Source organism: Anisomitus miae (SeqCode), assembly GCF_054906395.1.
Genome location: NZ_JBRACL010000006.1, coordinates 71,213 through 96,985, shown reverse-complemented (window position 1 = coordinate 96,985; position 25,773 = coordinate 71,213). Strand labels below are relative to the sequence as shown.

22 protein-coding genes are annotated in these 25,773 nt (G+C 30.6%); 3 read left to right on the top strand and 19 right to left on the bottom strand.

From position 1 onward, the window contains the following. Window positions 1-21 precede the first annotated feature (21 nt). The 4 genes from AALI31_RS03065 to dnaG are packed head-to-tail and all read right to left on the bottom strand — an operon-like array spanning window position 22 to window position 4,451. Complete coding sequence (locus AALI31_RS03065; RefSeq protein ID WP_489885060.1) at window positions 22-819, bottom strand: Nif3-like dinuclear metal center hexameric protein; 798 nt, start codon at window positions 817-819, stop codon at window positions 22-24. After that, the gene (locus AALI31_RS03060; protein ID WP_489885059.1) at window positions 816-1,526 is read right to left on the bottom strand and encodes a tRNA (adenine(22)-N(1))-methyltransferase; all 711 of its coding nucleotides are present in this window, start codon (window positions 1,524-1,526) and stop codon (window positions 816-818) included. Before AALI31_RS03060 ends, AALI31_RS03065 begins: the two co-directional genes overlap by 4 nt. Before the next feature lie 40 nt (window positions 1,527-1,566). Further along, window positions 1,567-2,640, bottom strand: a complete 1,074-nt coding sequence (gene rpoD / locus AALI31_RS03055; protein WP_489885058.1) for an RNA polymerase sigma factor RpoD — start codon at window positions 2,638-2,640, stop codon at window positions 1,567-1,569. Then, window positions 2,637-4,451 carry a DNA primase gene (dnaG, locus tag AALI31_RS03050; RefSeq protein WP_489885057.1) on the bottom strand — a complete coding sequence of 605 codons (1,815 nt, stop codon included), beginning with the start codon at window positions 4,449-4,451 and terminating at the stop codon, window positions 2,637-2,639. Before dnaG ends, rpoD begins: the two co-directional genes overlap by 4 nt. Window positions 4,452-4,750: 299 nt before the next feature. Here dnaG and AALI31_RS03045 point away from each other — a divergent pair, with 299 nt between their 5' ends. After that, on the top strand, window positions 4,751-5,782 hold the full coding sequence (locus AALI31_RS03045) for a phosphotransferase (RefSeq protein WP_489885056.1): 1,032 nt from the start codon (window positions 4,751-4,753) through the stop codon (window positions 5,780-5,782). Window positions 5,783-5,827: 45 nt separating this feature from the next. On the opposite strand, the gene ppdK is transcribed toward AALI31_RS03045, so the two are convergent. The 12 genes from ppdK to AALI31_RS02985 form a co-directional block, all read right to left on the bottom strand. Beyond that, a complete protein-coding gene (ppdK, locus tag AALI31_RS03040; protein ID WP_489885055.1) occupies window positions 5,828-8,452 on the bottom strand; it encodes a pyruvate, phosphate dikinase in 2,625 nt (874 codons plus the stop codon). A gap of 160 nt (window positions 8,453-8,612) precedes the next feature. After that, complete coding sequence (locus AALI31_RS03035; protein WP_489885054.1) at window positions 8,613-9,380, bottom strand: DUF4342 domain-containing protein; 768 nt, start codon at window positions 9,378-9,380, stop codon at window positions 8,613-8,615. Further along, a complete protein-coding gene (gene recO, locus AALI31_RS03030) occupies window positions 9,377-10,123 on the bottom strand; it encodes a DNA repair protein RecO (protein WP_489885053.1) in 747 nt (248 codons plus the stop codon). Before recO ends, AALI31_RS03035 begins: the two co-directional genes overlap by 4 nt. Before the next feature lie 17 nt (window positions 10,124-10,140). After that, window positions 10,141-10,827 (bottom strand): DNA alkylation repair protein, encoded by a 687-nt coding sequence (locus tag AALI31_RS03025; RefSeq protein WP_489885052.1) that lies wholly within the window; start codon window positions 10,825-10,827, stop codon window positions 10,141-10,143. 59 nt (window positions 10,828-10,886) lie between these two features. Continuing rightward, complete coding sequence (gene era, locus AALI31_RS03020; protein WP_489885051.1) at window positions 10,887-11,771, bottom strand: GTPase Era; 885 nt, start codon at window positions 11,769-11,771, stop codon at window positions 10,887-10,889. A 15-nt stretch (window positions 11,772-11,786) separates the two neighbouring features. Next, window positions 11,787-12,194 carry a cytidine deaminase gene (locus AALI31_RS03015; protein ID WP_489885360.1) on the bottom strand — a complete coding sequence of 136 codons (408 nt, stop codon included), beginning with the start codon at window positions 12,192-12,194 and terminating at the stop codon, window positions 11,787-11,789. Between the two features lie 25 nt (window positions 12,195-12,219). Next, window positions 12,220-12,918 (bottom strand): diacylglycerol kinase, encoded by a 699-nt coding sequence (locus tag AALI31_RS03010; protein WP_489885359.1) that lies wholly within the window; start codon window positions 12,916-12,918, stop codon window positions 12,220-12,222. A 14-nt stretch (window positions 12,919-12,932) separates the two neighbouring features. Then, window positions 12,933-13,442 (bottom strand): rRNA maturation RNase YbeY, encoded by a 510-nt coding sequence (ybeY, locus tag AALI31_RS03005; protein ID WP_489885050.1) that lies wholly within the window; start codon window positions 13,440-13,442, stop codon window positions 12,933-12,935. Between the two features lie 17 nt (window positions 13,443-13,459). Beyond that, the gene (locus tag AALI31_RS03000) at window positions 13,460-15,514 is read right to left on the bottom strand and encodes an HD family phosphohydrolase (protein WP_489885049.1); all 2,055 of its coding nucleotides are present in this window, start codon (window positions 15,512-15,514) and stop codon (window positions 13,460-13,462) included. A 45-nt stretch (window positions 15,515-15,559) separates the two neighbouring features. Then, on the bottom strand, window positions 15,560-16,717 hold the full coding sequence (locus AALI31_RS02995; protein WP_489885048.1) for a sporulation protein YqfD: 1,158 nt from the start codon (window positions 16,715-16,717) through the stop codon (window positions 15,560-15,562). Continuing rightward, window positions 16,704-16,985 (bottom strand): sporulation protein YqfC, encoded by a 282-nt coding sequence (gene yqfC, locus AALI31_RS02990; RefSeq protein WP_489885047.1) that lies wholly within the window; start codon window positions 16,983-16,985, stop codon window positions 16,704-16,706. The genes AALI31_RS02995 and yqfC overlap by 14 nt, the downstream gene beginning before the upstream one ends. Window positions 16,986-17,192: 207 nt before the next feature. Next, a complete protein-coding gene (locus AALI31_RS02985) occupies window positions 17,193-18,398 on the bottom strand; it encodes a phosphatidylinositol-specific phospholipase C domain-containing protein (RefSeq protein ID WP_489885046.1) in 1,206 nt (401 codons plus the stop codon). A 197-nt stretch (window positions 18,399-18,595) separates the two neighbouring features. On the opposite strand from AALI31_RS02985, the gene AALI31_RS02980 reads away from it, so the two are divergent. Then, entirely contained in the window at window positions 18,596-19,801 is a 1,206-nt protein-coding gene (locus AALI31_RS02980) for a pyridoxal phosphate-dependent aminotransferase (protein WP_489885045.1), read from the top strand. Window positions 19,802-19,827: 26 nt separating this feature from the next. Here the strand turns inward: AALI31_RS02980 and AALI31_RS02975 are convergent, their stop codons facing one another. Both AALI31_RS02975 and pyrR read right to left on the bottom strand, forming a co-directional pair. Beyond that, a complete protein-coding gene (locus AALI31_RS02975; protein ID WP_489885044.1) occupies window positions 19,828-21,030 on the bottom strand; it encodes a uracil-xanthine permease family protein in 1,203 nt (400 codons plus the stop codon). Window positions 21,031-21,124: 94 nt separating this feature from the next. Then, window positions 21,125-21,658: a bifunctional pyr operon transcriptional regulator/uracil phosphoribosyltransferase PyrR gene (pyrR, locus tag AALI31_RS02970; RefSeq protein ID WP_489885043.1), complete on the bottom strand. Its 534-nt coding sequence runs from the start codon at window positions 21,656-21,658 to the stop codon at window positions 21,125-21,127. Between the two features lie 251 nt (window positions 21,659-21,909). Here pyrR and AALI31_RS02965 point away from each other — a divergent pair, with 251 nt between their 5' ends. Next, complete coding sequence (locus AALI31_RS02965; protein WP_489885042.1) at window positions 21,910-23,238, top strand: MATE family efflux transporter; 1,329 nt, start codon at window positions 21,910-21,912, stop codon at window positions 23,236-23,238. 105 nt (window positions 23,239-23,343) lie between these two features. Here the strand turns inward: AALI31_RS02965 and AALI31_RS02960 are convergent, their stop codons facing one another. Then, complete coding sequence (locus AALI31_RS02960) at window positions 23,344-25,698, bottom strand: endonuclease MutS2 (protein ID WP_489885041.1); 2,355 nt, start codon at window positions 25,696-25,698, stop codon at window positions 23,344-23,346. Window positions 25,699-25,773: the final 75 nt, after the last annotated feature.

The following is a 25,773-nucleotide window of genomic DNA, read 5'->3' as shown; positions in this document are numbered from 1 at the left end:
TCTCCTACATATCCTGAAATGTTATACATATTTATATACATCTGTTAATAATGAATCATAATGGACAGCAATCTTGTCTGTAATTACAAATTTCAAAAATCTCTTCATCACCTCTTTATATACTAAATTCTCGGAATTAAAATGTCCAAGATCAATTATACTAATACCATTCTCTATAGAATCAAACGCAGTATGATAAGTTGTATCTCCCGTTATTATTAAATCTATATTTTCATTATAACAATCTTTAATTAAACTATTTCCAGAACCATTTATGACACATATCTTTTTCACCATATCTTTACCACAATCAGCAAATCTAACTATTTCAATATTAAATATCTTCTTTATTTTATCAATGATATGTAAAATATACATTTCTTCTTCCAAATAAACAATCCTACCTATACCACTTTTTTTATCTACATCATTAACATTAAGCACATGAACACGTTTATATTTTAAATCTAAAATTTCAACTAATTTTTCATTCATTCCAAATGTTACAGCATCTAAATTCGTGTGATACGATATAACAGTTATATTATTTTCAATACATTTTATCAGTTTCTTACCAATTATATTTTTGTTCGTAATCGATTTAATAGGAGAAAATATAATAGGATGATGCGTAATTATAGTATCAATATTACTATGTATTGCTTTATCAATTATTTTTTCTGTCACATCTAGGCAAACATAAATTTTATTTATAAAATTATCCTCATTACCTACCAGAAGTCCAACATTATCAAAAGACAAGGATAAATCTCGAGGAATATAAGTATTTAACTTATCTAAAAAATCTTTAACTATCATTTTATATACCTTCTAAGCATAGAAATTTTTTTTTTAAATTTTGAAATTTTATAACCCATAAAATCACTATTTATCATTTGAAATAATGCCTTTTCATATCTCATTATTTTCCAATTTATAAAATCGTTATAAATCCCCCCTGTATTATCAATAACACATACAGGGATTTCATATTCAAATTCTAACAAAAAATTTTGATATTCTTCACTCAAAATTCCTTGTTGTTTTGGAAAAATTAGTATATACTCGTAGTATGCTCCATTGCTAAACACGATATCCTCCTGTTCAACATGTATACTCATGGAGTATACATGTCTGCGTATATTCCTTGAACACGAGTTTGGTTGTATTAATATGTAGTTCATGTTTTTAATTACATTTGGCTTATTCCCTAAAATACTAGTAATGGTATCCCCTCCTACACCTGCTATAACTGCTGCTAGATCATTAGCATCTTCTTTGTTTTTTATAAATTCAAAACCATTGGATTCAACGCATTCTATGTAATTCTCTAGGTTGTTGTTTTTTATATTTGTTTTAGCTTTATTTAGTGGAAGTTTGTTTATATCAACGGCATAGCATTTTTTACATTTATTCTTCCTCAACAAACTTATTGCTATGTATCCGTGATCACAGCACATGTCAAGTATAATATCGTTGTATTTGCACATTTTGACTATGTGTTTTATTCTGTTGCTTAATTTCATCGGTTAATTCTCTCCAATCACAAAAGAGTAGCCCTGGCAGCTACTCTAGATAATCCTTTAACTTCTTGCTCCTGCTTGGATGTCTAAGCTTTCTCAAGGCTTTTGCTTCAATTTGCCGTATCCTTTCCCTAGTTACCTTAAATTCTTTCCCTACTTCTTCTAAGGTTCTTGCCCGACCATCATCCAATCCAAATCTAAGCTTCAGTACATTTTTTTCTCGCATGCTAAGAGTATCAAGAACATTCATTAATTGTTCTTTCAACAAAGTGAATGTTGCAACCTCTGCCGGTGCCGGTGCATCGTCATCAGGTATAAAATCACCTAAATGGCTATCTTCCTCTTCACCTATCGGAGTCTCCAAAGATACCGGTTCTTGTGCTATTTTCCTTATATCTCTAACCTTACTCTCCGACATATTCATTTCTTTCGCAATTTCCTCTGGTAGAGGATCTCTACCTAATTCTTGAAGCAACTGTCGTGAAACTCTAGTATATTTATTTATAGTTTCAACCATGTGAACAGGTATCCTAATTGTCCTTGCCTGATCAGCAATAGCCCTAGTTATAGACTGCCTTATCCACCACGTCGCATAGGTACTAAATTTAAATCCTTTTGTATGATCAAATTTCTCAACTGCCTTAATTAAACCTAGATTACCCTCCTGTATTAAATCCAAAAAAAGCATTCCTCTTCCCACATATCTCTTAGCTATACTAACAACTAACCTTAAATTTGCTTCTGCCAATTTTCTCTTGGCAACCTTAGAGGTACCATCATTACGTTTTATTTTCTTAGCTAAAACTATTTCCTCCTCGGACGTAAGAAGTTGAACACTACCTATTTCTTTCAAGTACATCCTAACAGGATCGTCCATAACAATACCCTCAGGTATCACAGAACTCAAATCTAAATCTTCAACAAACTCATTAGAAAAATTATCTACAACCTCTATCCCCATCTTATCAAGAGTAATGTATAACTTTTCGACATGCTCAGGAGTTAAATCTACATCCTCCAATTCATCCATTATATCCTTGGATAATAATCCGCCTGACTCTTTACCTTTGGTTAACAATCCTTTTAAGACAGACATAACATAACTATTATCCTTCACAGAATGTCCTCCTTCCTACAATCACACCTCAAAACTTTAATAAAATCCATAGCTTCAGATAATTTTTCTTCTATTTCCAATTTTGAAACCGTATTAAGTATACTTAAATATTCAACAAACTTATTTTCATCAGCATTAGATTCGTATTTTTCAATTATATGTGTAATCCTTTCCTTAAAATCACTTATTACATTTTTCCTCAAAATTTTTATAAAGTCATCAATTTGGTCAGTAATATTGTTATTATCGTAAATCAAGCTGCTTTCTTTAAAATATATTATTACTTTAATCTCTTCATAAGTATTTAGTTTTTTTTCTAAATATGTTAAAATTTGACTTTCATCGGAATTAAATTCCAATATTGCTCTGAAAACACTTTTATGCACATCTAGCGAAAACAAACTCTCGTCTACATTACTATTTAAGATATATGTTAAATATTCTCTTTTTAGCATTAAATTCAATAACTGCTTTTCTGCTTTAATATGAGCTTTTTCAATAAATTTATCTTCTAACTCAAAATAATTACCTTGATTAGTATGATTATAATATTCGTTATCAAAATACTTAATAACAATATCTTCCCTAATCTTGAGATTACTTGCTAATAATTTAATGTAATACTCCCTGTCGACTATATCTAACTGTTCAATTATACCTATAGCAACTTTTAAATATCTCTTTTTATGACTATTATCCTCAATCCCAATTTTCTGCTTATAAAATTCTAATAAATACTCTATTAACATCTTGCTTGAATTAATCATAGATAAAAATTCAAGCTTCCCATACTTCTTTAAGAATTCATCAGGGTCTTTAGCATCATTGAGCTCAACAACATAAACTTCTAATCCATCGTTAAAAAAATCTTTTAATACATTGAAACTCCTTGCAACAGCCTCCTTACCAGCATCATCATTATCAAAACAAAGATAAACTCTATTCGTATACTTAACCAAAAGCTTAACTTGTTCCAAAGTAAGTGCGGTTCCCATAGAAGCAACCACGTTTGTAAATCCATTACTATGTAAAGATATACAATCCATATAACCTTCAACAATTATTATACTATCAAAAGTATTACTAGATTTCAGCAAAAAATTCATTGCGTATAAATTGTCACCCTTCTTAAAAACAATACTATCCTTAGAATTCAAATATTTAGGTAACCTGTTATCAATAACTCTCGCACCAAATCCAATAACTTTCCCCGAATAACTAAAAATTGGAAACATCACTCTATTCATAAATTTATCATAATAGCTTCCTTTTTTACTTCCAACCAAACCAATATTAAGTAAATCTTCGATTCTGTACCCTCTATCAACCAAATATTTATTTAAAGAATTGAAAGAATCAAGAGAATAACCAATACCAAATTTAGTTATAATAGATCGGTCTAATCCTCTATTTTTTAAATAATTCACGATATTTGCATTTTTCTTAAGATTTATATAAAAGTACCTAGCCGCATCAACCAAGATATCATAATATTTCTTTAAATTATCAAATTTTTCACCATCAGCAATCACAATTCCTAAATCAGAGGCTAAAAATTTAATAGATTCCACAAAATCAAGACCTCTATACTTCATAACAAAGGATATAACATTGCCACTTTCTCCACACCCAAAACACTTAAAGATTTGCTTCTTACTTGACACAACAAACGATGGTGTCTTCTCACTGTGGAATGGACATAAAGCTAAATAATTATCTCCACTTCTTTTTAAAGTTAAATATCTATCCAACACTTCCACTATATCGCTATTATCACGAACTTGTTTTACTACCTCATCAGAAATTTTCATTTTCCATAGATCACCTTTTAAAATAACACCTAATACGCAACAAAATACAAATTGTTTTTTAATTTTTCCAATTTTAAACAATATTATACCTTATTAATAACTTTAACAAAATCCATGAGAACCGATTTTCTTTCACAATTCTACATAAAAATTACACTTATACCACACATCCACATGATAATATTCTATATTTAACTTAAATTTCCTTCTTAAGTTAAATTATATTTTAAAAAATAATGTATAATATAATAATTTTTAAAATATTCTAATTATATACTTAATTTTTGAAGGTATTAACTATGTATGAAAGTGTAGATTTAAAACATATTTTACATAATTTTGGAATTAAAAATTTTAATATCTACAAAATAAAGGAAAAATTTTCAAAAAATACTCGAATAGTGTATAAAGTAAGCTCATTCGACAATTTTTTCTGTTTAAAACAAAGTTATTTAAAAATCGAGGAATTACTATTTATTTATTCTTATTTAAAATGGCTAAATATATATGGATTTAAAGTACCTCAATTTATAATGTCCAAAACAAATCATCCATTTTTAGAATTTTATAATAAACTATTTACATTAACAAAATGGATTGAAGGTAAAAAACTCGATTACAATAATTTAAGTAAATGTATAGAATCAGTTATTCTACTTTCAAGAATACATAAATACTCAAGTAAAATATCATTAATCAAAGGGGCTAAAACCAGAAACAATTTCGTGAATATAAAACAAAAGTTAAATAATCACAATAAGAACTTTATTAAAATGTTAAATAAAGCAAATTCTCTAAATGATAAGTTTTCAAACATCTTTCTTTTAAATTTTAATATCGCAAAATGTCTTTCAAATATATCTATAAAATACTCATCAGTAATAAATTTTAACAATTTAAGCATTAGTGTTTGCCATGGAGATTATGTAAACAAAAATATAATAATGACTGAAAAAAATATAATTCCAATAGATTTCGATAAATCTTGCGTAAATTTTTCCATGTCAGATTTGGGATATTTTATGCGTAGATATTTACGAAGATCTAATATAGATTGGAACTTTGACTTATTTACCAAATTAATTAAATATTACAATAAATTTAATCCCATTTCTATAGATGATTTTCTATATCTAATTTCATACCTTTCGTTCCCTCAAAAATTCTGGAAAGTATCACAGTATTATTTTAAAAATATTGATTCTCTATCTCCAGATCAAAAATTAATTTGCGAAAATCTTTTATCTAAAACATGTATATCAATGTATAGTCAATTTGTATTCTCAAATAAATTTGAAAAATATTTGATATCTACTTTTAACATATTTTAAAAAATTAAAACAGCTGACTTTTTATAAAGTCAGCCTTAAAGATGATTATTTTCTATTTTTTACTTGAGCCTGAGCTGCTGCAAGCCTTGCAACTGGAACCCTAAACGGTGAACATGAAACATAATCAAGTCCTATATTATGACAAAATTCTATTGATGCTGGATCTCCTCCATGTTCCCCACATATTCCAAGTTTTATATCTTCTCTAGTACTTTTCCCCTTTTCAACCGCAATTTCAACTAACTTACCTACACCATTTTCATCAATTCTAGAAAAAGGATCCGATTCATAAATCTGCTTATCATAATAATCTGACAAAAATCCAGAAGCATCATCACGTGAGAATCCAAAAGTCATTTGTGTTAAATCATTCGTACCAAACGAGAAAAACTCAGCCTCTTTGGCAATTTCATCAGCAGTAAGAGCCGCCCTAGGAATCTCAATCATAGTACCTACCATATACTTTAATATAACCCCTTTTTCCTTCATAACTTCCTCTGCTGTCCTAGTAACAACTTCCTTAACATACTTAAGCTCTTTTATTTCTCCTACTAGAGGTATCATTATTTCTGGAATTACCTTAAACCCTTTCTTATTTACGTTTATTGCAGCCTCTATAACAGCACGTGTTTGCATCTCAGCAATTTCAGGGTATGAAACACTCAACCTACAACCTCTATGTCCCATCATTGGATTAAATTCATGCAAACTCTCAACCGTATTTTTTAACTCTTCAAAAGATATACCCATGTCCTTTGCAAGATCTTCTATTTCTTCATCTTTATGTGGTAAAAATTCATGAAGCGGAGGATCTAAAAATCTAACTGTAACTGGATAACCCTTCATAGCTTCATATAATCCTTCGAAGTCCTTTCTTTGCATTGGCAACAACTTGTCAAGAGCTGCTCTCCTTTGCTCTTCAGTTTTAGAAACAATCATTTCTCTAACCACAGAAATTCTGTCAGCTTCAAAAAACATGTGCTCAGTTCTACACAGTCCTATACCTTCAGCACCAAATTTAATTGCTTGCTCTGCATCCTTAGGTGTATCTGCATTTGTTCTAACTTTAAGTTTCCTAACATCATCTGCCCACTTCATAAAAGTTTCAAAATATCCACTTATCTCTGGTGCAACAGTCTTTATTTGTTCTCCATAAACATTCCCTGTAGAACCATCTATTGAAATATAATCATTCGAAGTATATTTTTTCCCTCCGACTTCTAATATCTTAGACTGTTCATCTATTTTTACATCTCCACACCCAGCAACACAACAAGTTCCCATACCTCTTGCAACAACTGCCGCATGTGATGTCATACCGCCCCTTACTGTAAGAACACCTTGTGCTGCTACCATTCCTTCAATATCTTCCGGTGAAGTCTCAAGTCTTACTAAAACAACCTGTTCACCAGAAGCAGCTCTTTCTTTTGCCTCATGAGCTGTAAAAGCTATTCTACCTGTGGCCGCTCCAGGAGATGCTGGAAGACCTTTTGTTATAACTACAGATTTTTTAATAACTTCAGGGTCAAAAGTGGGATGTAATAATGTATCTAACTGCTTAGGCTCAACTTTCAAAATTGCATCTTCTTTATCGATTAGCTTTTCATCTACTAGATCAACAGCAATCTTTAATGCTGCTTGTGCAGTTCTCTTACCATTTCTGGTTTGAAGAAAATACAGTTTACCTTCTTCGATAGTAAACTCCATATCTTGCATATCTTTGTAATGTTTTTCTAGTTTTTCTACTATATCTATAAACTCTTTATAAATAGCAGGATTTCGTTGTTCCAATGTCTCAATAGGTTCCGGAGTTCTAATTCCTGCAACGACATCTTCACCTTGTGCATTCATCAAATATTCTGCAAAAATTTTATTTTCTCCCGTAGATGGATTCCTTGAAAAAGCAACACCAGTACCTGACTGATCACCTTTATTCCCAAACACCATTTCTTGAACGTTAACTGCTGTTCCCCAACTCGAAGGATAATCATTCATCCTTCTATAAACTATAGCTCTTGGATTATTCCATGATCTAAATACGGCAACAACTGCTTCAATTAACTGTTTTTTAGGATCACTAGGAAAATCTTCTCCTTTTTCTTTTCTGTAATGATCCTTAAATTGCCGAACTAATTCTTTTAAGTCACTTGCATTCAATTCCGTATCAAGTTTTACACCCTTCTTTTCTTTCATCTTTTCAAGAAGATGTTCAAAGCTTCTCTTTTCCATACCCATAACAACGTCAGAAAACATCTGAATAAACCTTCTGTAAGAATCGTATGCAAATCTTTCATTGTTAGTATCCCTAGACATGGTCTCTACAACTTCATCATTCAGTCCCAAATTCAAAATTGTATCCATCATACCAGGCATAGAAACCCTAGCACCTGATCTAACAGAAACCAATAAAGGATTTTTCTTTCCACCAAACTGTTTACCAGTTATAGACTCTAGCTTAGACATTGTCTCATTAATTTGCTGTTCAATAGTAGCTGACAATCTCTTGTTATCTTCATAATATTGATTACATGCTTCTGTACTGACTATAAACCCTTGAGGAACAGGAACGCCTATTTTTGTCATTTCACAAAGATTAACGCCCTTACCACCAAGAAGATTCCTCATAGAAGAATCACCTTCACTAAAAAGGTACACATACTTTTTAGACATTAAACTCACTCCTCTTATTCCTAACAAATAAAAATTATAATGCTGCGCATAATTGTAATGTTTGACTAAAACCTACCTAATTATACATTATATCACAAATATTGTATATAAATTATAATAATTTATTGATATACAAATAAACTTAGAGAGTCTTAAATCTTCAGTCAGCTATGTCATCTTTAAACTCATTTACAGGATCTTCCTTGGTGATTTCATTTTCTGATTTTGTGATAACATCATCAGTTAGATTTGAATCTCCATTATGATAAAAATTATATTCCTGATTAACCTCATCCTTATCGACATCATACACAAACTTCGCATAATCAGAAACCCTATTGCTTATGCTCTTTGATATTTTATTTTCAATGATATCATTAATGTTGTCAATAGCCTTTTTACCAAACTCTGTTGCCCTGGCTTTCATATCGATTATACTAAATTTCATATCATTTGATATAACATTGCCTATTTTATCCTTAGACATTGTAAAGACTTGACCTATTTTGCTCTTCACAGTATTATTCACATCATATATTTCTCCACGTTCATCAATTATCTTAAAATCTATATCGAGCAACAAAATAAACCCTACTTCAACCAACGCAAAAATAGGATATATAATAATAGCAAACGATGAAATTACAGCGGCTGTAAGTGGAATATCAGCTACTACATTTTTCTTTATACTTATCAAAATACGACATTTACTGCCTTTCTCATATAATTTACACAATTTATTTTTCACGCAACTTATATAAAATGAAAATGGACAACTTCCTATCTCGCCATATTTGTCTTCTAAAAATATCAACGCCTCTATAACATCATTATTATTAACATCTAATGCTTCCTTAGCCTCCCTATAAGATATCTTAAATTTTTCCCTTAATATCTCAATATTTTGCAATAACACATTATCACTCATAGATCTAATAACCTCCCCAAAATTTTTATACTATTCGGTATCCTAATAAGATTTTGCTCAATCAGGACCTTATTAATCTTAAATATAGTCTCCACATCTTCGTCAGATATTTTTAACTTTGTAATACCGATTATATTAACTGTACATAAAAATCTCATTATACTTATAATTCTGTTTTCAATCTTAGACTCCTTTAATTTCCTACAGGAACAACAAACCACACTTTGAAGCGAAAAATCAAAATAAACTACACTTCCTGTAATTGCCTCGCCACAATGATAACAATACTTAAACTCCAAACTACAACCTACATTTTTGAGAATTCGTAATTCCAAAACACGCATAATCAAATCTTTATTAACATTTTCTACTTCCAAAGATAAAAAAATCTTAACTAGAAATTCAAAAAACTTTTCATTAATTGCATCCTTCTCATAAAATGCAATATCAAGCAATTCAAAGAAATAGGAAATATAAAAAATACTACCTCTATTACCGATGAAATTCAAGCTCTTTATCAAAGTACCATCCAATATGTAATAAAAATTTTTTCCTTTTTTAAGATTTAATTGTACGAGACTGAATGGTTGCGTAATAGCAAATAAAGAATTTGTAATTTTTTTTGAATTCTTAGCCATCACTGATATCTTACCTATATCTTCACATAAAATCCATACAATCTTGTCATTTTCTTTGTAAGTTTGCTCTTTTAAAACAAAACCTTTTACATTAATAAACTCCAAATGCTATCTTCATAAAATTATTTATGAAAATTCACCCCATTCCCTATGTATTTCATTGCTTCTTTTACACTTAAATTACTAAGATGATTCCTATTCACAAAATTTCTAACCCAATCTTCATCTGTCTTTGCATACTCTCTTAGAGCCCATCCAATAGCCTTTTTGATAAAAAAATCTTCACTTTGAGAATTATCTTTTATCGCCTTCTCAAAAAACTCTAAATCGGTATTTTGCTTATATCTCAATTGAAAAATTATGCTACTTCTCTTCAACCAAATATTTTTATGATTGATCCAATTTGATATATGTTTAGGAATAATCTTTGGATATTTTTCACAAATATATCCTACCAGATTACTGGCTAATAAGTCTACAGTATCCCACCAAGGCTTTAGAATTATGACCTTCTCTATAAACGTAATATCATCTTCAACAAGACATCTTTTCATTCTAATTAAATAATCAATAGCAAGATAATGAAACTCTCTAAAACACATTTCGAAAGATTCTAAAACAAATCCTACAAAAATTTTATTATCATTTTCCAATCTAGGAAATATATGTTTAAATACCTTTCTTCTATTATAACTTTTAACTCCTAGAAACTTAAATTTATTTTTCATATATCCAGTCATAAAATCTGCATAATTTTTATCTCTAAATTCCAAAAATAATCTATTCACATCTAAAAAAATATCTTTCATTAATCAAACTCCAAATTTCACAATAACAATAAAAGAAGAGAAGCTTAACAAGCTTCTCTCTAATTATAACCCAAACTCTTAAGATGATTATTATCATCTCTCCAATTTCTCCGAACCTTTACCCATAATCTTATATACACTCTACTATTTAAGAATCTCTCAATATCATATCTAGAGTAAGTAGAGATTTTCTTTAACATATGTCCATCTTTACCAATAATGATCAATTTATGACTGTCCTTTTCACAAAAAATATTACCCTCAATATTGTACTTCCTTTTTTGATCATCATATTTCATAGAAGTGATTTCAACACCAATACCGTGAGGTATTTCATCTCGTATAATTTTTAAAATTTTCTCCCTTATAATCTCAGATACAAAAAACCTCTCATGGTTAACAGCAATTTGATTTTGTTCATAATATTTGGGTCCTTCAGGTACGTATTTTAATATCATTTTCAATAATTTATCTAAATTCTTTCTTTTCAAAGCCGATACCGGTATGTATTCATCACATTTTATAATATTGCTATATTTCTTAAGGGCTAAGAACACGTCCTCAGGTCTCATTTCATCAATTTTGTTAAGGACAAATATCTTTGAAGCTTTTCTACCTTGTATTTTCTTAAACATCTCAATTTCAGAATTCAAAACCTCTTTTCTATAATCGGCAACAAACACTACAACATCTACTTCTTTCAATCCATCCGAAATTGATTTTATCATGTATTCACCAAGCTTATGTCTTGGTCTATGATACCCAGGAGTATCTGTAAAAATTAATTGATAATCATCATCATCCAAAATACCAATAATATTACTTCTCGTCGTTTGAGGCTTGCTTGAAACTATACTTAACTTCTGATTAAAAAAAGAATTCAGCAGAGTAGATTTACCAACATTCGGTCTACCAATTATACCTACAAAACCCGATCTATGCATTATATAACCTCTCAATTATAAATCTTTTTTACCAAAACTAAATGGAATAATTTCACTTAATTTATGTACTAAATAATTTTCTCTATCTTTAGCTATTATGACAGGAATATCATTATGATTGGCAAACTCTAACATCACTTGTCTACAGATACCACAAGGATAGGTGTATTCATCAAATGAACCCACAACACATATCGCATAAATAGATTTATATCCTTCAGAAACTGCCTTAAATATCGCAGTCCTTTCTGCACAATTCGATGCACCATAAGACGCATTCTCTATATTACATCCTACAAAAATCTTACCATCATCTACCAAAATACTAGCTCCAACTTTAAAATTAGAATAAGGCGAATAAGACTGCTTCCTTGTCTCAATAGCACCATTTATAAGATTAACAAAAGAATCACTGTTTATCATCATAACTACCTCCCGTATCAATAATTTATAAAAAAATCCTCAATATCAAAACTGTCAATCCTGTTCCCAAAATCGCTCCTACTAAAACTTCCTTCAGACTATGTACCCCTGTATCAACACGACTTTGTGCAACAATTATGGCCATCAAAAAACTAAGTCCAATAGCAATCGGCTCGCTTGCAACAAAGGATATTATAGTTGCTATTGAAAATGAAATTGTACTATGACCACTCGGCATACCTCCCCTTAAGGGAGTACCTTCTCCATATATAGCCTTGATTATGACAGTAACTATCCCTACCATAACCAAAATTATAAATGACATATATGGATCACTTTGTTTTATTTTCGTTATAACCTGAAATCCGAGATTATTTATTTTATCCCAAAAGATCAAGTATCCTATAAAAATCGCATTCAGTGCTGTAACTAAAACAGCTCCTGCTGAAATATTTTTTGCAATCTTAGCTAGGGGATGATAATAATTTGTAGTTGCATCAATGGAAACTTCTACTGCAGTGTTTACAAGTTCAGCAAATATCACCAAGACTATAGTAAAAGACAATATTATAAGTTCTACCTTAGTTATATCATAAAATAACGATGCCCCCATAACTAAAAGTGCAATAATTAAATGTATCTTCATATTCAATTGAGTTCTCACAGAATACAAAATACCCGATATAGCATTGTTAAAACTATCAACTATCTTTTTTACCTTAATAATATCTCCCTCCCTTAGCTACTTCTATATATCCCAATCTCTCTAATTATATTTTTCTCCGCTTCTCTCATAGTAAATCTATCTTTATCATCTACATGGTCATAACCTAATAAATGCAACAAAGAATGTATAACTAAATAAATAACTTCTCTTTTAAAACTATGATTAAATTCTATACTCTGAGATTTAGCTTTCTCAAGAGATATTATAATATCCCCTAAAATCAATTTCCCATCCTCCAAATAGTGTTCTGGAAATTGGAAGTTTGAATATTGCTCTTTGAAAACTTTACCTTCACAATAATCCAAAATCGGGAAAGACAAACAATCTGTGTCACTATCTATCCCTCTATATTTAAAATTAATCTTCCTAATACTGCAATTATCAACCATAGAAATAAAAACTTCATAATCTACATCTACACGCTCAATTTTTAAAATCTTCTGAGCAACACTAATTATGTAATCCATAAAATCATCAGACAAACAAATCATATTTTGATTATTCTCTAATACAATACCCATAATAAAACCTTTTGTTTTTAACTCTCACCTTTATTTTCTTCTTTCGGATACTCTATACGCTCATGATATATTCCCTTCAACGTTTTTAGAAAAGACTCTTTTATAATTTCTATATCCCTAAATGATATAGGACTATTTTTTAATTGTCCATCCCTAATTTTATCATCAACTATATTCTCTATAACTTTTTTAATATTTTCCTGAGTAGGCTCACTCAAAGACCTGACTGTAGCCTCCACACTATCAGCAAACATGAGTATGGTTACTTCTTTTGTCTTAGGTAACTCTCCTCCATACCTAAACTGTTTTTCATTAACTTCATCTGGATTGGGAGAATTATTCTTCATAGTCAAATAGAAATATTTTACCAATGTATTAGCATGATGACCTTCTATAGCATGTTCAACAAATTTTGGCAATTTATATTCCCTAGCCAATTGAATCCCATACTTAACATGGGAAAAAATTATATTTGCACTTGTTAAAGGATCGAGTCTATCATGAGGATTTTTACCCCCTACCTGATTCTCCCTAAAAAAATATGGCCTCCCAGTTTTCCCAATGTCATGATAATAAGCAGATACCCTAGTTAACAAAGAATTCGCACCTATCGCATCACTAGCCGCTTCTGCTAAATTTGCAACCATTAAACTATGATTGTAAGTTCCTGGTGCCTCAACTACAAGTTTCTTAAGCAAAGGATGCTCTGGGTTAATCATCTCTAATAATTTCATAGAGGTTACTATATTAAATAGATTTTCAAAAACAGGAAGTATACCTGCCGCCAATATGGAAGATAAAACAGCACTTAACAAAGAGTTCATTATATTTACAATCATAAGAGAATTTATATTCCCAACTATAACTGATGTAGTAATCAGTACTACCACATTGGTTACTCCGAACCATAAAGATAACTTTATGAAATGAATCCTACTTTTTAGCCTTTTCAAGAACAACGTTCCCAAAATTATATCAAACAAACATATGAATATTATAACTGTATTAAACTTGATTATTATTCCAATTAAAATGAGAGTCATAAGATTAGTGATAAGAGATACTTTATTATTTATCAGAGCCGTTACTGCCAATGGCCCTAGAGCGAATGGTACTATGTATATATACTCATCTCCTATAACTCTAAATAAGATGAGTATCAAGAATTTCACAATCATAACAACACTTAAAAGATTTATATTACTCACACATTCTCTCTGGTATCTCTTGTAATACAACCACTCAATTATAAATGTTAGAATAACAAGTAACAATATGGCAAAATTTAATTTCCAATTTGTATTTGACGTTTTTAAGATCCCTAAACTGTCTAGTATAGATATATGACTCTCTGTTACCGTATCTCCAGCCTCAATTATAACTTGATCCTTCTTAACTATAACGGGTGAAACATTTTTCGCAGCCTCTTCACGTTTTTGTTCCGTCTTTTCTTGGTCATAGAAGAAATTTGGTTTTATCATGGGCAAAATAATATTCATGGAAATATTACTAAAGCCTTCTTGTTCTATATTCTTGCTTACCTCTTCCTTAACAAATGACTTTACATTTTCAAGATCGCTCAAATTTCCTTCTTCAATCTTAAGTTCATAAACCTTATTCACTACATTGATTAAATACCTTTCATACAAAATCAATGTATCATTATCCAAGGATAGAATTTTCCTATAATCACTTATCTCCAATGATATTCCATAATTTCTATTTAAATCCGAAAATACAGAATCAGCAATTATAGAATAATCTTTAAGTTCGTAGAATTCTTTAAACAATTTTTGTATGCTCTCTGCAACTTCATAACGAACTTCCCTTTTGTGATTAAACTGTGCAGCAACTTCCTCTCTAGCTGCCTTTACTCTATTTTCTGTAGAAAATTTATCTTGCGTTTCTCTAGGAGCTTTTATGGTGTACTGAGATATTTGCCCTAACTTTAAATCATATTTTCTCTCAAGAGTAGAAGACAAGACAGTAATAATCACAATAAGCATTATAAATAATAGCAAACCATAACTTTTATATCTTGAAAAAATATTAGTAATTTTTTTTAATTTCAATAAATCACTCCTAAATATAAATTTATAGCAATCAGAACTTTACCCTTAATTAATTTGATCTTCTTTCTTAATTTTAATTCCAATATCTTCTTCTATAGCAAACGAAAGTTTTAAAATCAATTTATTGTCTACAATTTCATCCTTTACTACAACACCTACAATGGAATCTGTATACTTCAAATTCTGATTTACATATTTCGTATAATAATCTACTAAGTTCTTCTTAACACTTTCAGGGTCGAGAACATACGGTGACTTATCCACCTCATAGTATATATTCTTTTTAATAAATTTACCATCATAATTAATTCTTTCAAAATTTTGGAATTCGTCCTTGTATTTCTTTAAATATAATTTTCGTCCAAAAATCTCTAGGTAATATTCATCAACTCTATTCTTAGTATTTACATTTTTTGTCCCCTGTAATTCAACTACTTCTTCAAATTCCAAAAAAGTTTTTGCAATAACGCTTCCGATAGGGGGAACTTCGTATATATTTCCCTCTTTTCCTTGGTATCCCTCGATAAGAACATCTCCTCTTTTTACGATCTTTCCCTTTTCAACAATTGCAGTTCCAGACTGAGTATATACCCTTACTACCTCACCATCTTTCGATGCCACGATAGTACCAAAAGAACTATCAATTTCGATTACTGGAGGTTTAAAACTTTCAACAACTTCAATTTTCAAAGTTGAACCATATATTCTTGCTTTAGACCACAATACATTTTTGTTTTTCTCTATGATTTGTTCTTCAAGCTCATTTACATCTATTTGGGACTTCAACGTTCCCTTAGCTATTCCCATGTCAGTTATAATTTTCCTAATTTCATATGGAGATATATGCTTGTCTCCTTTTATCTCTATCCTCCAAATGAAAAATGATAATCCAACTATAATTCCGAATGATAATGCTAAACCTATAAATAAAGTTAAATAAACCTTTATATTTGAAAACAGTTTTAGGATTTTACCAACGCTAACTACGGACAATTTACTACCGGTTTCATTACAAACTCTCTTTATCTCCTCAAAATATTCAGAATTGATAACCAGAAGCAAACTATATAAATTTTCCCGATTCACATCAATCACTTTTATATTTCTTTTCCAAAAAATATTCAATAATTGTTCAGGAGTTCTACACACAATTCTCAATTTCATTTTCCCATTTATAAATGGTGAAATATCATAATTGTCCATAGTTAACCCCCCTAAATATTCCCTTTATCTTCAATGTATTTCCAGATATATATACTATAGTGAATTTTCTACCATCCATAACGAGAATACCTTCATCTATTTTAATGACTACCTGATTATCATCAAACTTTAAAATCCCTCTATGATTTTCAATTGTTACAAATTCATCTCCTTCTATAACGATCCTATAAGAATTCTTAATAATTTCTCTAGGCATATCTAATTTATCAATCATAACATTCTTTATTGCCCCAACAAAATTTCCCATAATGGTCTCCTCAAATTACATTTATTAAAAATCTTATGACTAGAAAAAAAAAAAAAGAACTCAATAAAATAATTGAATTCTTAAAATAATTTCTTTATTTCTAGCAATGTACTCAATCAAGATAACGAACAATACAAAATGTATAATCCATACATGCGGTTTCTCACACTTCTATTTGAAACTAATTTGTAAAACAACATAGACTCATTAATTAGACCACGAAAACCCAAATCCACTTCCTGTCACTTGACCATTTTCATTTTTATTTGATGAGCTTGATGAAGAACCAATTCCATTAGATGAGCTTCCATAAGTGAATCCCCATCCGGAATTAGTCGAACCAGAATTCGTATTATTGCCGTTAGAACTTTCAGATTTTTGTTTAAAGTTAAGATCTATTATCCCTCGAATCAGAGCTGCACCTGGAAAATCTGCAACAACAATTCCAACAAAATCCAATTCTTTTTGTAGAATATAATTTGTAGTCAATATATTTATACCCTCGAATGCTATAGTAGCGAAAACTCCAAATCTATTTACTCTCGGAAAATCAGGATACTTATTTGAAAACCCCGGCTCCGTAAAAATAGTTGCAAGTCTACTAGCTCCAGTATCTGAACTCACATGACCACTTGCTACAAAATAAGGAAACGATCCACCAGATCCTGTCAAATAGTTCACATACCTAGTTCCTTTACTATGGCTTTTATTGGTGCTCTGTAAATGTTGTTTAACCTTTTCCCACTTGGAATACAAATCCCAATTTGTAGTTAAATAATTGCTATCCTGAATTTTAGAATTCTGTCTATAAGGTATAGTTTTCCACTTAGTTCCATCATAATCAGAAAAAATAATTATCTTCCCTCTCGCCTCTCCCAAAGTTGGATTACTACTTTTAGTCCCGTCAAAAACTCTATCACTTAAGCCAGCATCTTCAATACTTGTTTTAACAGCGTATCCAAAATTTCCTGAATCACTACTGTGCTCAGAAACTTTAACAAGTACGACTTCTTCTGGATTTTTCACTAAGAACTGATCAATCTTTTTCATTACATCAATAAAACTAACGCCCAGATATACCAAACCTGCGTAAACTTCTAAATTAGTATCTCCCGTATGTTTTAAATTCAAATCTATGAATCTAATACCTGAAGCCAGCTGAGTTTCTAAATTCATACTTTGCGTGAGAGTAAAATCTGTATAATCTCCATAAGACATTGAATTACCTGTACCTGGTATAGATATCTCATTTATAGTAAGTGTATCCTTTAAACCAGACATCCAATTGCTCCTATCTAATCCAACGCTACTATCATGAGAGTATCCTCCATGCTCATGTGCAGAATAAGAAGTTGGTACCATGAAAAAGGTAAAACACAATACCAAAGATAGGGCTTTAAAAATCTTTTTCAACTATTTCACCTCTTAACGTTAAAAGAATTTAAACAATGATTTTTTAACTTTTCGTAAATTGTATAATAATACTTTACCATCAATTTAATTTTTTTTAAATATTTTTAATAATTCTGGTTTTACTTTTTTTATTATGGATATTTGTGATTATTTGCTTTATAATTTCTACATAATTAATTCAAAATGGATGTGATAATTTGTTAGTTTCGGATAGAATTAAAAATACTCAAACCTCTTCAATAAGAAAATTAACTCCTTTTGCAAATGAAGCAAAAACAAAAGGTATAAAAGTCTATCACTTAAATATTGGACAACCTGATATAAAAACTCCCCAAAAGTATTTCGATGCTCTCAAGAATTATGATAAAGAAATACTAGCATATGAAAATTCTGAAGGTGTGAGTGAGCTCAGATATGCTTTTTCATATTTTCTAAAAACTCACCATATTGACTATGATTATGACGAAATCCTAATAACAAACGGTGGAAGTGAGGCACTGTTCTTTGTGTTTTTAGCCGTGTGTGATGAAGGCGATGAGATAATAGTTCCAGAACCTTATTATAGCAACTACAATACAATTGCTAATTCATGTGGTGTCAAATTGGTGCCGTTTGAAACTTCAATTGAAAACAGGTTTCACATTCAAAATAAAGAATCCATTTTGAAATCTGTGACTAGCAGAACTAAAGCTATCCTATATTCGAATCCTTCGAACCCTACTGGTGCAGTTTACTCTTTTAGAGAATTGGAAATGATTGCTGAGGTCGTTTACGAAAATGAGATTTATGTAATTTCAGATGAGGTATACAGAGAACTCGTTTATGATAATATAGAATACAAATCAATATTTTCTATAGAAAAAATTAGAAATAACCTAATTCTTATCGATAGTTTATCTAAAAGGTATAGCGTTTGTGGTTCCAGGATAGGTATGATCGCATCCAAAAATAAAGAATTGATGTCAGAGATTTTAAAATTGTGTCAGGCAAGATTGAGTATTTCATCTATAGAACAACATGCAGCAATAAATTTATTGAAACTACCAATATCATATATAAATTCCTTAAGAGACGAGTATAGAAAAAGACGAGATGTTGTTTGCGATTTACTAAATACAATTGATGGCGTAGAGTTTCATAAGCCAGAAGGTGCTTTCTATATAATTATTTCTTTACCCGTTGATGACTCGGAGGATTTTTGTAAATGGTTACTTAAGGATTTTAGCTTGAATGGTGAAACAATCATGATGGCCCCAGCTAACGGATTTTATTTTGATAGTACTCTGGGTAAATCGCAGGTGAGGATTTCATATTGCGTATCTGAAGAAGTTATTAAAAAGTCTATATGTATTTTAAAAAAAGGCTTGTCTGTTTATAAAAATTTGAAAACTAAAAATAAGTAGCAAGGATATAACTCCTTGCTACTTTGTCATTTTTTAAAATCTTCTTTATTCAATATCCTATTGAGAATAATTCCTAAAACCGCAGATAAACTAAGTCCTGTTATATAAACATTTTGCGTTATAGGAATTCCAATGTTTATTCCTTTATTCGATAAATATGAACTTCCCACCCCAATCAAGATTACAATCACAGCCATTACAATATTCTTCACATTGATTGTACAATTTTTATTCTTTATAGTTTTGAATCCTATAAAAATTATCATCGAAAACATGGCAATGCTTATTCCTCCCATTACGGATTGAGGTATACTTCGAAGAAATTCACCAAATATTCCTATGTAAGAAATCAGAATAGCATACATAGCAGTCATTCTCAGAAGATGAGGATTATAATTTTTGGTAATTGCAAGAACGGCAGTATTTTCTCCATATGTTGTGTTAGCAGGTCCTCCTATAAGACCAGATACTATAGTTGCTAATCCATCTCCCAATAAAGTTCTATTTAATCCAGGATCTAACATAAAATTTTTCCCAACTACAGCACTGCTTGTAGTCATATCTCCTATATGCTCCATGAGTACTGCCACAACAACCGGCACAATTATAAGTATAGACTCCAAATTAAATTTAGGCATTGAGAATTTTGGCATTTGAAATAAGCTTGCATTCGCAATCGAATCTAGATTAACTTGTCCAACGATTAAGCTCAATACATATCCTACAATTATAGCTATCAAAATCGCAAGTTGCTTTGTAAATCCTTTAAATATTACATTAATCAAAATTAATGTAGCAAGTGTTATACTTGCTATTGTGATATTATTCTTTGCCATATCAAATGCTGTTGGCATTAAGTTAAGACCTATTACTATAATCATAGACCCAGTTATGTGAGGCGGAAAATATTTTATTATCCTGTCCACCCCAATGTATTTTACCAAAAATGAAATTACCACATACACAATTCCAGCAACTATTATCCCACCTTGAGCAAATCCAATATCTCCATTAGAACTATTAGTAGCAGTGATAACCACTGGTATAAATGCAAAGCTTGATCCTAAAAATACCGGCACTTTACCTTTTGTACATAGGTAGAAAATCAATGTTCCGACTCCTGCACAAAACAAAGCCACAGATGGATCAAAGTTCGTAAGAATCGGAACAAGAACTGTGGCTCCAAACATGGCAAACAGATGCTGTAATGACAAAAATATATTTTTCATAAAGATATACTCCTCCTAAAAATTATGAAATTTAGGAGAAACGAATTTCTCCTTTTTCAGCATCACCGTGCTGACTTAAAAGGTTTAAGATTAATCATTTTTTTACTATGGTAACAGAATTTTCTGAATCTACCTCGGATAATTTCACAGATACGATTTCATTCCTAGAGGTAGGAACATTTTTGCCAACATAATCCGCTCGTATCGGCAACTCCCTGTGCCCTCTATCAATTAATACTGCCAATTGAATTGCTCTAGGTCTATCAATATCCATTATAGCATCCAGTGCTCCTCTAGATGTCCTTCCCGTATACAACACATCATCTACTAAAATTACTACTTTATCCTTTATGTTAAAATCAAATTTTGGATTTCTTATAACAGGTTCATCGTTTGCTCTTTCTAAGTCATCCCGATAAAGACTTATATCAAGTTCCCCTATGTCAATTGACTTACCTTCAATTTTTATAATTTCATTTCGTATTCTTCTCGCAATATATATACCTCTTGTCCTTATTCCCATCAAAACAATGTCTTCAACACCTTTGTTCCGTTCTATTATCTCGTGGCTTATACGAGTTATTCCTCGTGAAATTGCCTTTTCATCAAGAATTTGAGATTCGTTCAACTATGATCTCCTCCTTTAAATAACAAAAACTCCATATCACAAGGATACGGAGTCAATAAATCCAAAACTATACAAGCTATCGACAATCAACAACATCCTTATGATATCTCTGTATCACATTAAAGAACCTATTACGAGCATTATATAATTTATTTTCTATAATTTCAACACTTTTCGCATTTAAAATTTGACATTTCAAAATCATACTGTTATCATAGTGCACTATAACAATAAATTTTGAGGTGTATATTTTGGACAAATCGTTGGAGATAAAAATTAGCTACACTAAACTTCTTAAGTTCACATTGCCAACTATTATATCAAACGTTTTCATGAGTATATACTCCACAATTGATGGAATATTCGTATCGAACTTTGTAGGAACCAACGCTCTATCAGCAGTAAATATTGTTATGCCACTTTTAATGATATCCATTGCTGTAGGAACGATGTTCGGAACTGGGGGAAGTGCATTAATTTCAAAAACTATCGGAGAAGGAAAACATAGACAAGCAAAAGAGAATTTTAGCTTGTTGATATTAACCACAATCATTTTAGCCTCCATCGTATCTATTGTATCCTTAATATTTAGAAAACCTATTTTGTACATGCTAGGAGCAAACGATGTAATATATAAATTCTGTGAAGCGTATGCGATACCGATACTTATAATCATTCCATTTTGTGTGCTTGGAATATTATTCAACATGTTCTTCATCGTTGAGGGTAAACCAAAAGTTGGTATGATTTCTTCCCTTTCAGGCGGTATAATAAATTTAATTTTAGATTATATTTTGATCGCTAAACTAAATCTTGGTTTATCTGGAGCTGCAATTGCAACAGGGATCGGATATTCTTTCCCAACCCTGATCGGATTGATATTTTTCTTTTCAAATCGTAAAGGAATTCTATATATTACAAAACCAAAGTTCAAACTTCAAGTTATTACAAAAACTGTTTCTAACGGGGTTTCAGAAATGGTTACAATGTTGTCGCTCAGTATAGCAACAATAGCTATGAACAATATTGTGATTCGTATTGCCGGTGTAGATGGAGTGTCCGCAACCACAATAATCTCCTATACTCAATCCATATTGGCATCGATATACATTGGATATTCTACAGGAGTCTCTCCAATAATAAGTTTTAATTTTGGGAAAGAAGATATAGAGAACCTTAAGAAAATATATAAAATTAGTCTGCGTACCATAGCATTGGTATCAGTTTTGATATTTGCCTCATCTTTTATTCTCTCAAAACCTATAATTGGAATATTCGCTAAAGACAATGCAGACGTGTTCGATCTGGCTTATAGAGGTTTTTCAGTTTTTTCGTTTGCATTTTTATTTATGGGAATAAACATATTCGCCTCAGCAATGTTTACAGCATTAAATAATGGAATTATATCTGCAGTACTTTCGTTTCTCAGAACTCTAGGTTTACTATTGGTATCTTTACTCGTATTCCCAAACCTATTTGGAGTAATTGGAGTTTGGATAGCAACACCTGTATCTGAGTTTTTGAGTGTTCTTATAGCTTTCTATTGCTTTAATAAGTTTAAGAGCGTATATAAATATTGATTAAACATTTAATAGGCATGGAATCATCGCTAGATCCGTGCCTATTTTTGTAATTTTAAAATTTCCAAATTACAATTTAACGACTCAACAAATATTTACGTAAACTTACTTAATTTTAACAATCGTTACACCATGACCGCCTTCTCCATATTCTCCAAGTCTATACGACTTTACATGTACATGCGTCCTTAACAAATCCGATACAGCCTTTCTCAATGCACCTGTTCCTTTGCCGTGAATAATCGAAACCTCTCCCATCCCATATACAAAAGCATCATCAAGATATTTATCAACCTTATCAACTGCATCTAAAGTGTCTAATCCTCTCAAATCCAAAGACATTGGCATTGAGTTAATCCTTAGTTTAATATCCTTTTTATCACGAGAAATTTTATTTACCTTTCCATCACTTATCAAATTTAATTCATTTACATTTATGTTCAATTTTATATTTCCAGCCTGGATACTAACCTCCCCCTTTGAATCTGGATCATTCAACAAGGTAACATTTTGCCCAATACTACCTAAAAAGGCGATACTCCCTTCCCTAAGTCTTGAATTGCTCTTATTTAAATTCAGCTTACGTTTTTCTTCTCTTATCCTATTGTCTTCATCAGCTTTTCTCTTAATTTCTCTTCTTGCTGCCTCCAAATCCTTTATCCCTTTTGAGCTAATCCCATTTATCTCGAGCTCATTTACAGTTTTCAGAATATAGTCTATTTGTTTTTTCGCATCAGAAACTATTTTTTCTGATTCTAAACGAGCAGAATCGATAATCTTAATTTTCTCTTTTTCGATATTATCAAGACGCTTCTTCAACTTTTCATTTAAGATTTTATTTTCCTCTCTTAAAATTTCAATCTCTCTATTATTTTTCAAAGCCTCAGATGCTTTTTCCTCAAGTGATTTAATAATTGCATCCATTTTTATAGTGTCTCCAGATAAATAATTACTAGCATTATCTATAATCTCAGCTCTCATTCCCAAAGACTTGGAAATTATAAAAGCATTAGACTTACCCGGGATTCCGACATTCAGTTTATAAGTAGGCTTCAAAGTATCAATATCAAATTCCATAGAAGCGTTTTCTATGTTTTTAGAATTTATTGCATAAGTTTTAAGCTGACTATAATGAGTCGTACCCATAACCTTACATTTCATATTTATAAAATACTCAATCATGGAAATCGCAAGAGCAGAACCTTCCTCTGGATCAGTTCCAGAACCAACCTCATCTAATAAAATCAGATTTTTCTGTTTTAGATTTTCAATTATATTAACCATGTTTTTGATATGAGATGAAAACGTAGACAAACTCTTTTCGATACTCTGCTCATCCCCAATATCTACGAATATCTCATTCAAAAACATAACTTTACTACCTTCATATGCAGGAATAAACATACCACTAAGTGCCATCACATGTACAAGACCTAGCGTTTTGAGAGTTACGGTTTTACCTCCAGTATTGGGACCAGTTATAATTATAGCATCTCTATCATTTGAAAAATTTAGAGTCAAAGGAACGACCTTAGATTTTTCAATTAAAGGATGCCTTGCAGATATTAAACAAATATCGCTACTTTCACTTATAATTGGACGTACACTTTCAGTTTCAGTAGCATAACCAGCCTTACAAAATATAAATTCCAATTCATAAACATTTTTCAAACTTACATCTATGTATTCGAAATTATCTTTAATCTTCAAGCAAAGCACCCTTAATATTCTTCGAATCTCATCTTTTTCATTTTCGATTAATTCATTTATCTCATTATTTAAATTGACTAAAACTAAAGGTTCAATAAAGTATGTTGATCCCGATGAACTTTGATTATGTACGATTCCCTTAACTTGCGATTTAAATTCCGCTTTAACAGGAATACAATATCTATCCCCTCGAACTGTAAAAACATTATCTTGTAAATAACTTGAATAAGTTTTTAAAATTCCAGAAAGATTCCTTTTTATTTCCGCTCTTTTACTCTTAAGCTCTTTTCTGATATTAAACAAATCCTGACTAGCAAAATCACTTACGCTCTCGCCATCTTCTTCTACGACTTTAAGTATTGAGTCTTCTAGCGTTTTAAATGTATGTATATTTTCAAAATAGAAGTTTAAATAATTCAGTGTTCCCCTTTTCAGATAATCTTTCAGAACCCTAATACATTTAAGAGTTGTACCAATTTTATATATTTCTTTTGTAGTAACCATCCCACTCTTATTTATTTTTTGGATTAACGATGATACGTCACTCAATCCAGTAAAATCTGGAAATTGAAATTCCTTCACAAAATATACTGCCTCTTCGGTATCATTTAAATTTCGATTTACATCATCAACAGTTGTAAATGGAGCAAGTTTTTGAATCATAGATTTACAATTATGCGTAATAGAATATTTGAACATACCTTGCTTAACCTTATCAAATTCAAGAGTTTCCAAAACCTTTAAATTCATTTAACCAAACACACTCCTGTAGATTGCTCTTAATAGTACTCCCATTAATGAGTCAATTATATACAAATATAGATA

Excerpts from the sequence above, each read along its gene's own strand:
- AALI31_RS02960 (WP_489885041.1), bottom strand. The coding sequence starts at position 25,698 with ATGAATTTAAAGGTTTTGGAAACTCTTGAATTTGATAAGGTTAAGCAA.
- AALI31_RS03035 (WP_489885054.1), bottom strand. The coding sequence starts at position 9,380 with ATGAGTGATAATGTGTTATTGCAAAATATTGAGATATTAAGGGAAAAA.
- AALI31_RS02975 (WP_489885044.1), bottom strand. The coding sequence starts at position 21,030 with ATGAAAAATATATTTTTGTCATTACAGCATCTGTTTGCCATGTTTGGA.
- AALI31_RS02995 (WP_489885048.1), bottom strand. The coding sequence starts at position 16,717 with ATGGACAATTATGATATTTCACCATTTATAAATGGGAAAATGAAATTG.
- AALI31_RS03025 (WP_489885052.1), bottom strand. The coding sequence starts at position 10,827 with ATGAAAGATATTTTTTTAGATGTGAATAGATTATTTTTGGAATTTAGA.
- AALI31_RS03045 (WP_489885056.1), top strand. The coding sequence starts at position 4,751 with ATGTATGAAAGTGTAGATTTAAAACATATTTTACATAATTTTGGAATT.
- yqfC (WP_489885047.1), bottom strand. The coding sequence starts at position 16,985 with ATGGGAAATTTTGTTGGGGCAATAAAGAATGTTATGATTGATAAATTA.
- AALI31_RS03065 (WP_489885060.1), bottom strand. The coding sequence starts at position 819 with ATGATAGTTAAAGATTTTTTAGATAAGTTAAATACTTATATTCCTCGA.
- era (WP_489885051.1), bottom strand. The coding sequence starts at position 11,771 with ATGCATAGATCGGGTTTTGTAGGTATAATTGGTAGACCGAATGTTGGT.
- ybeY (WP_489885050.1), bottom strand. The coding sequence starts at position 13,442 with ATGGGTATTGTATTAGAGAATAATCAAAATATGATTTGTTTGTCTGAT.
- AALI31_RS03060 (WP_489885059.1), bottom strand. The coding sequence starts at position 1,526 with ATGAAATTAAGCAACAGAATAAAACACATAGTCAAAATGTGCAAATAC.
- dnaG (WP_489885057.1), bottom strand. The coding sequence starts at position 4,451 with ATGAAAATTTCTGATGAGGTAGTAAAACAAGTTCGTGATAATAGCGAT.
- AALI31_RS03015 (WP_489885360.1), bottom strand. The coding sequence starts at position 12,194 with ATGATAAACAGTGATTCTTTTGTTAATCTTATAAATGGTGCTATTGAG.
- ppdK (WP_489885055.1), bottom strand. The coding sequence starts at position 8,452 with ATGTCTAAAAAGTATGTGTACCTTTTTAGTGAAGGTGATTCTTCTATG.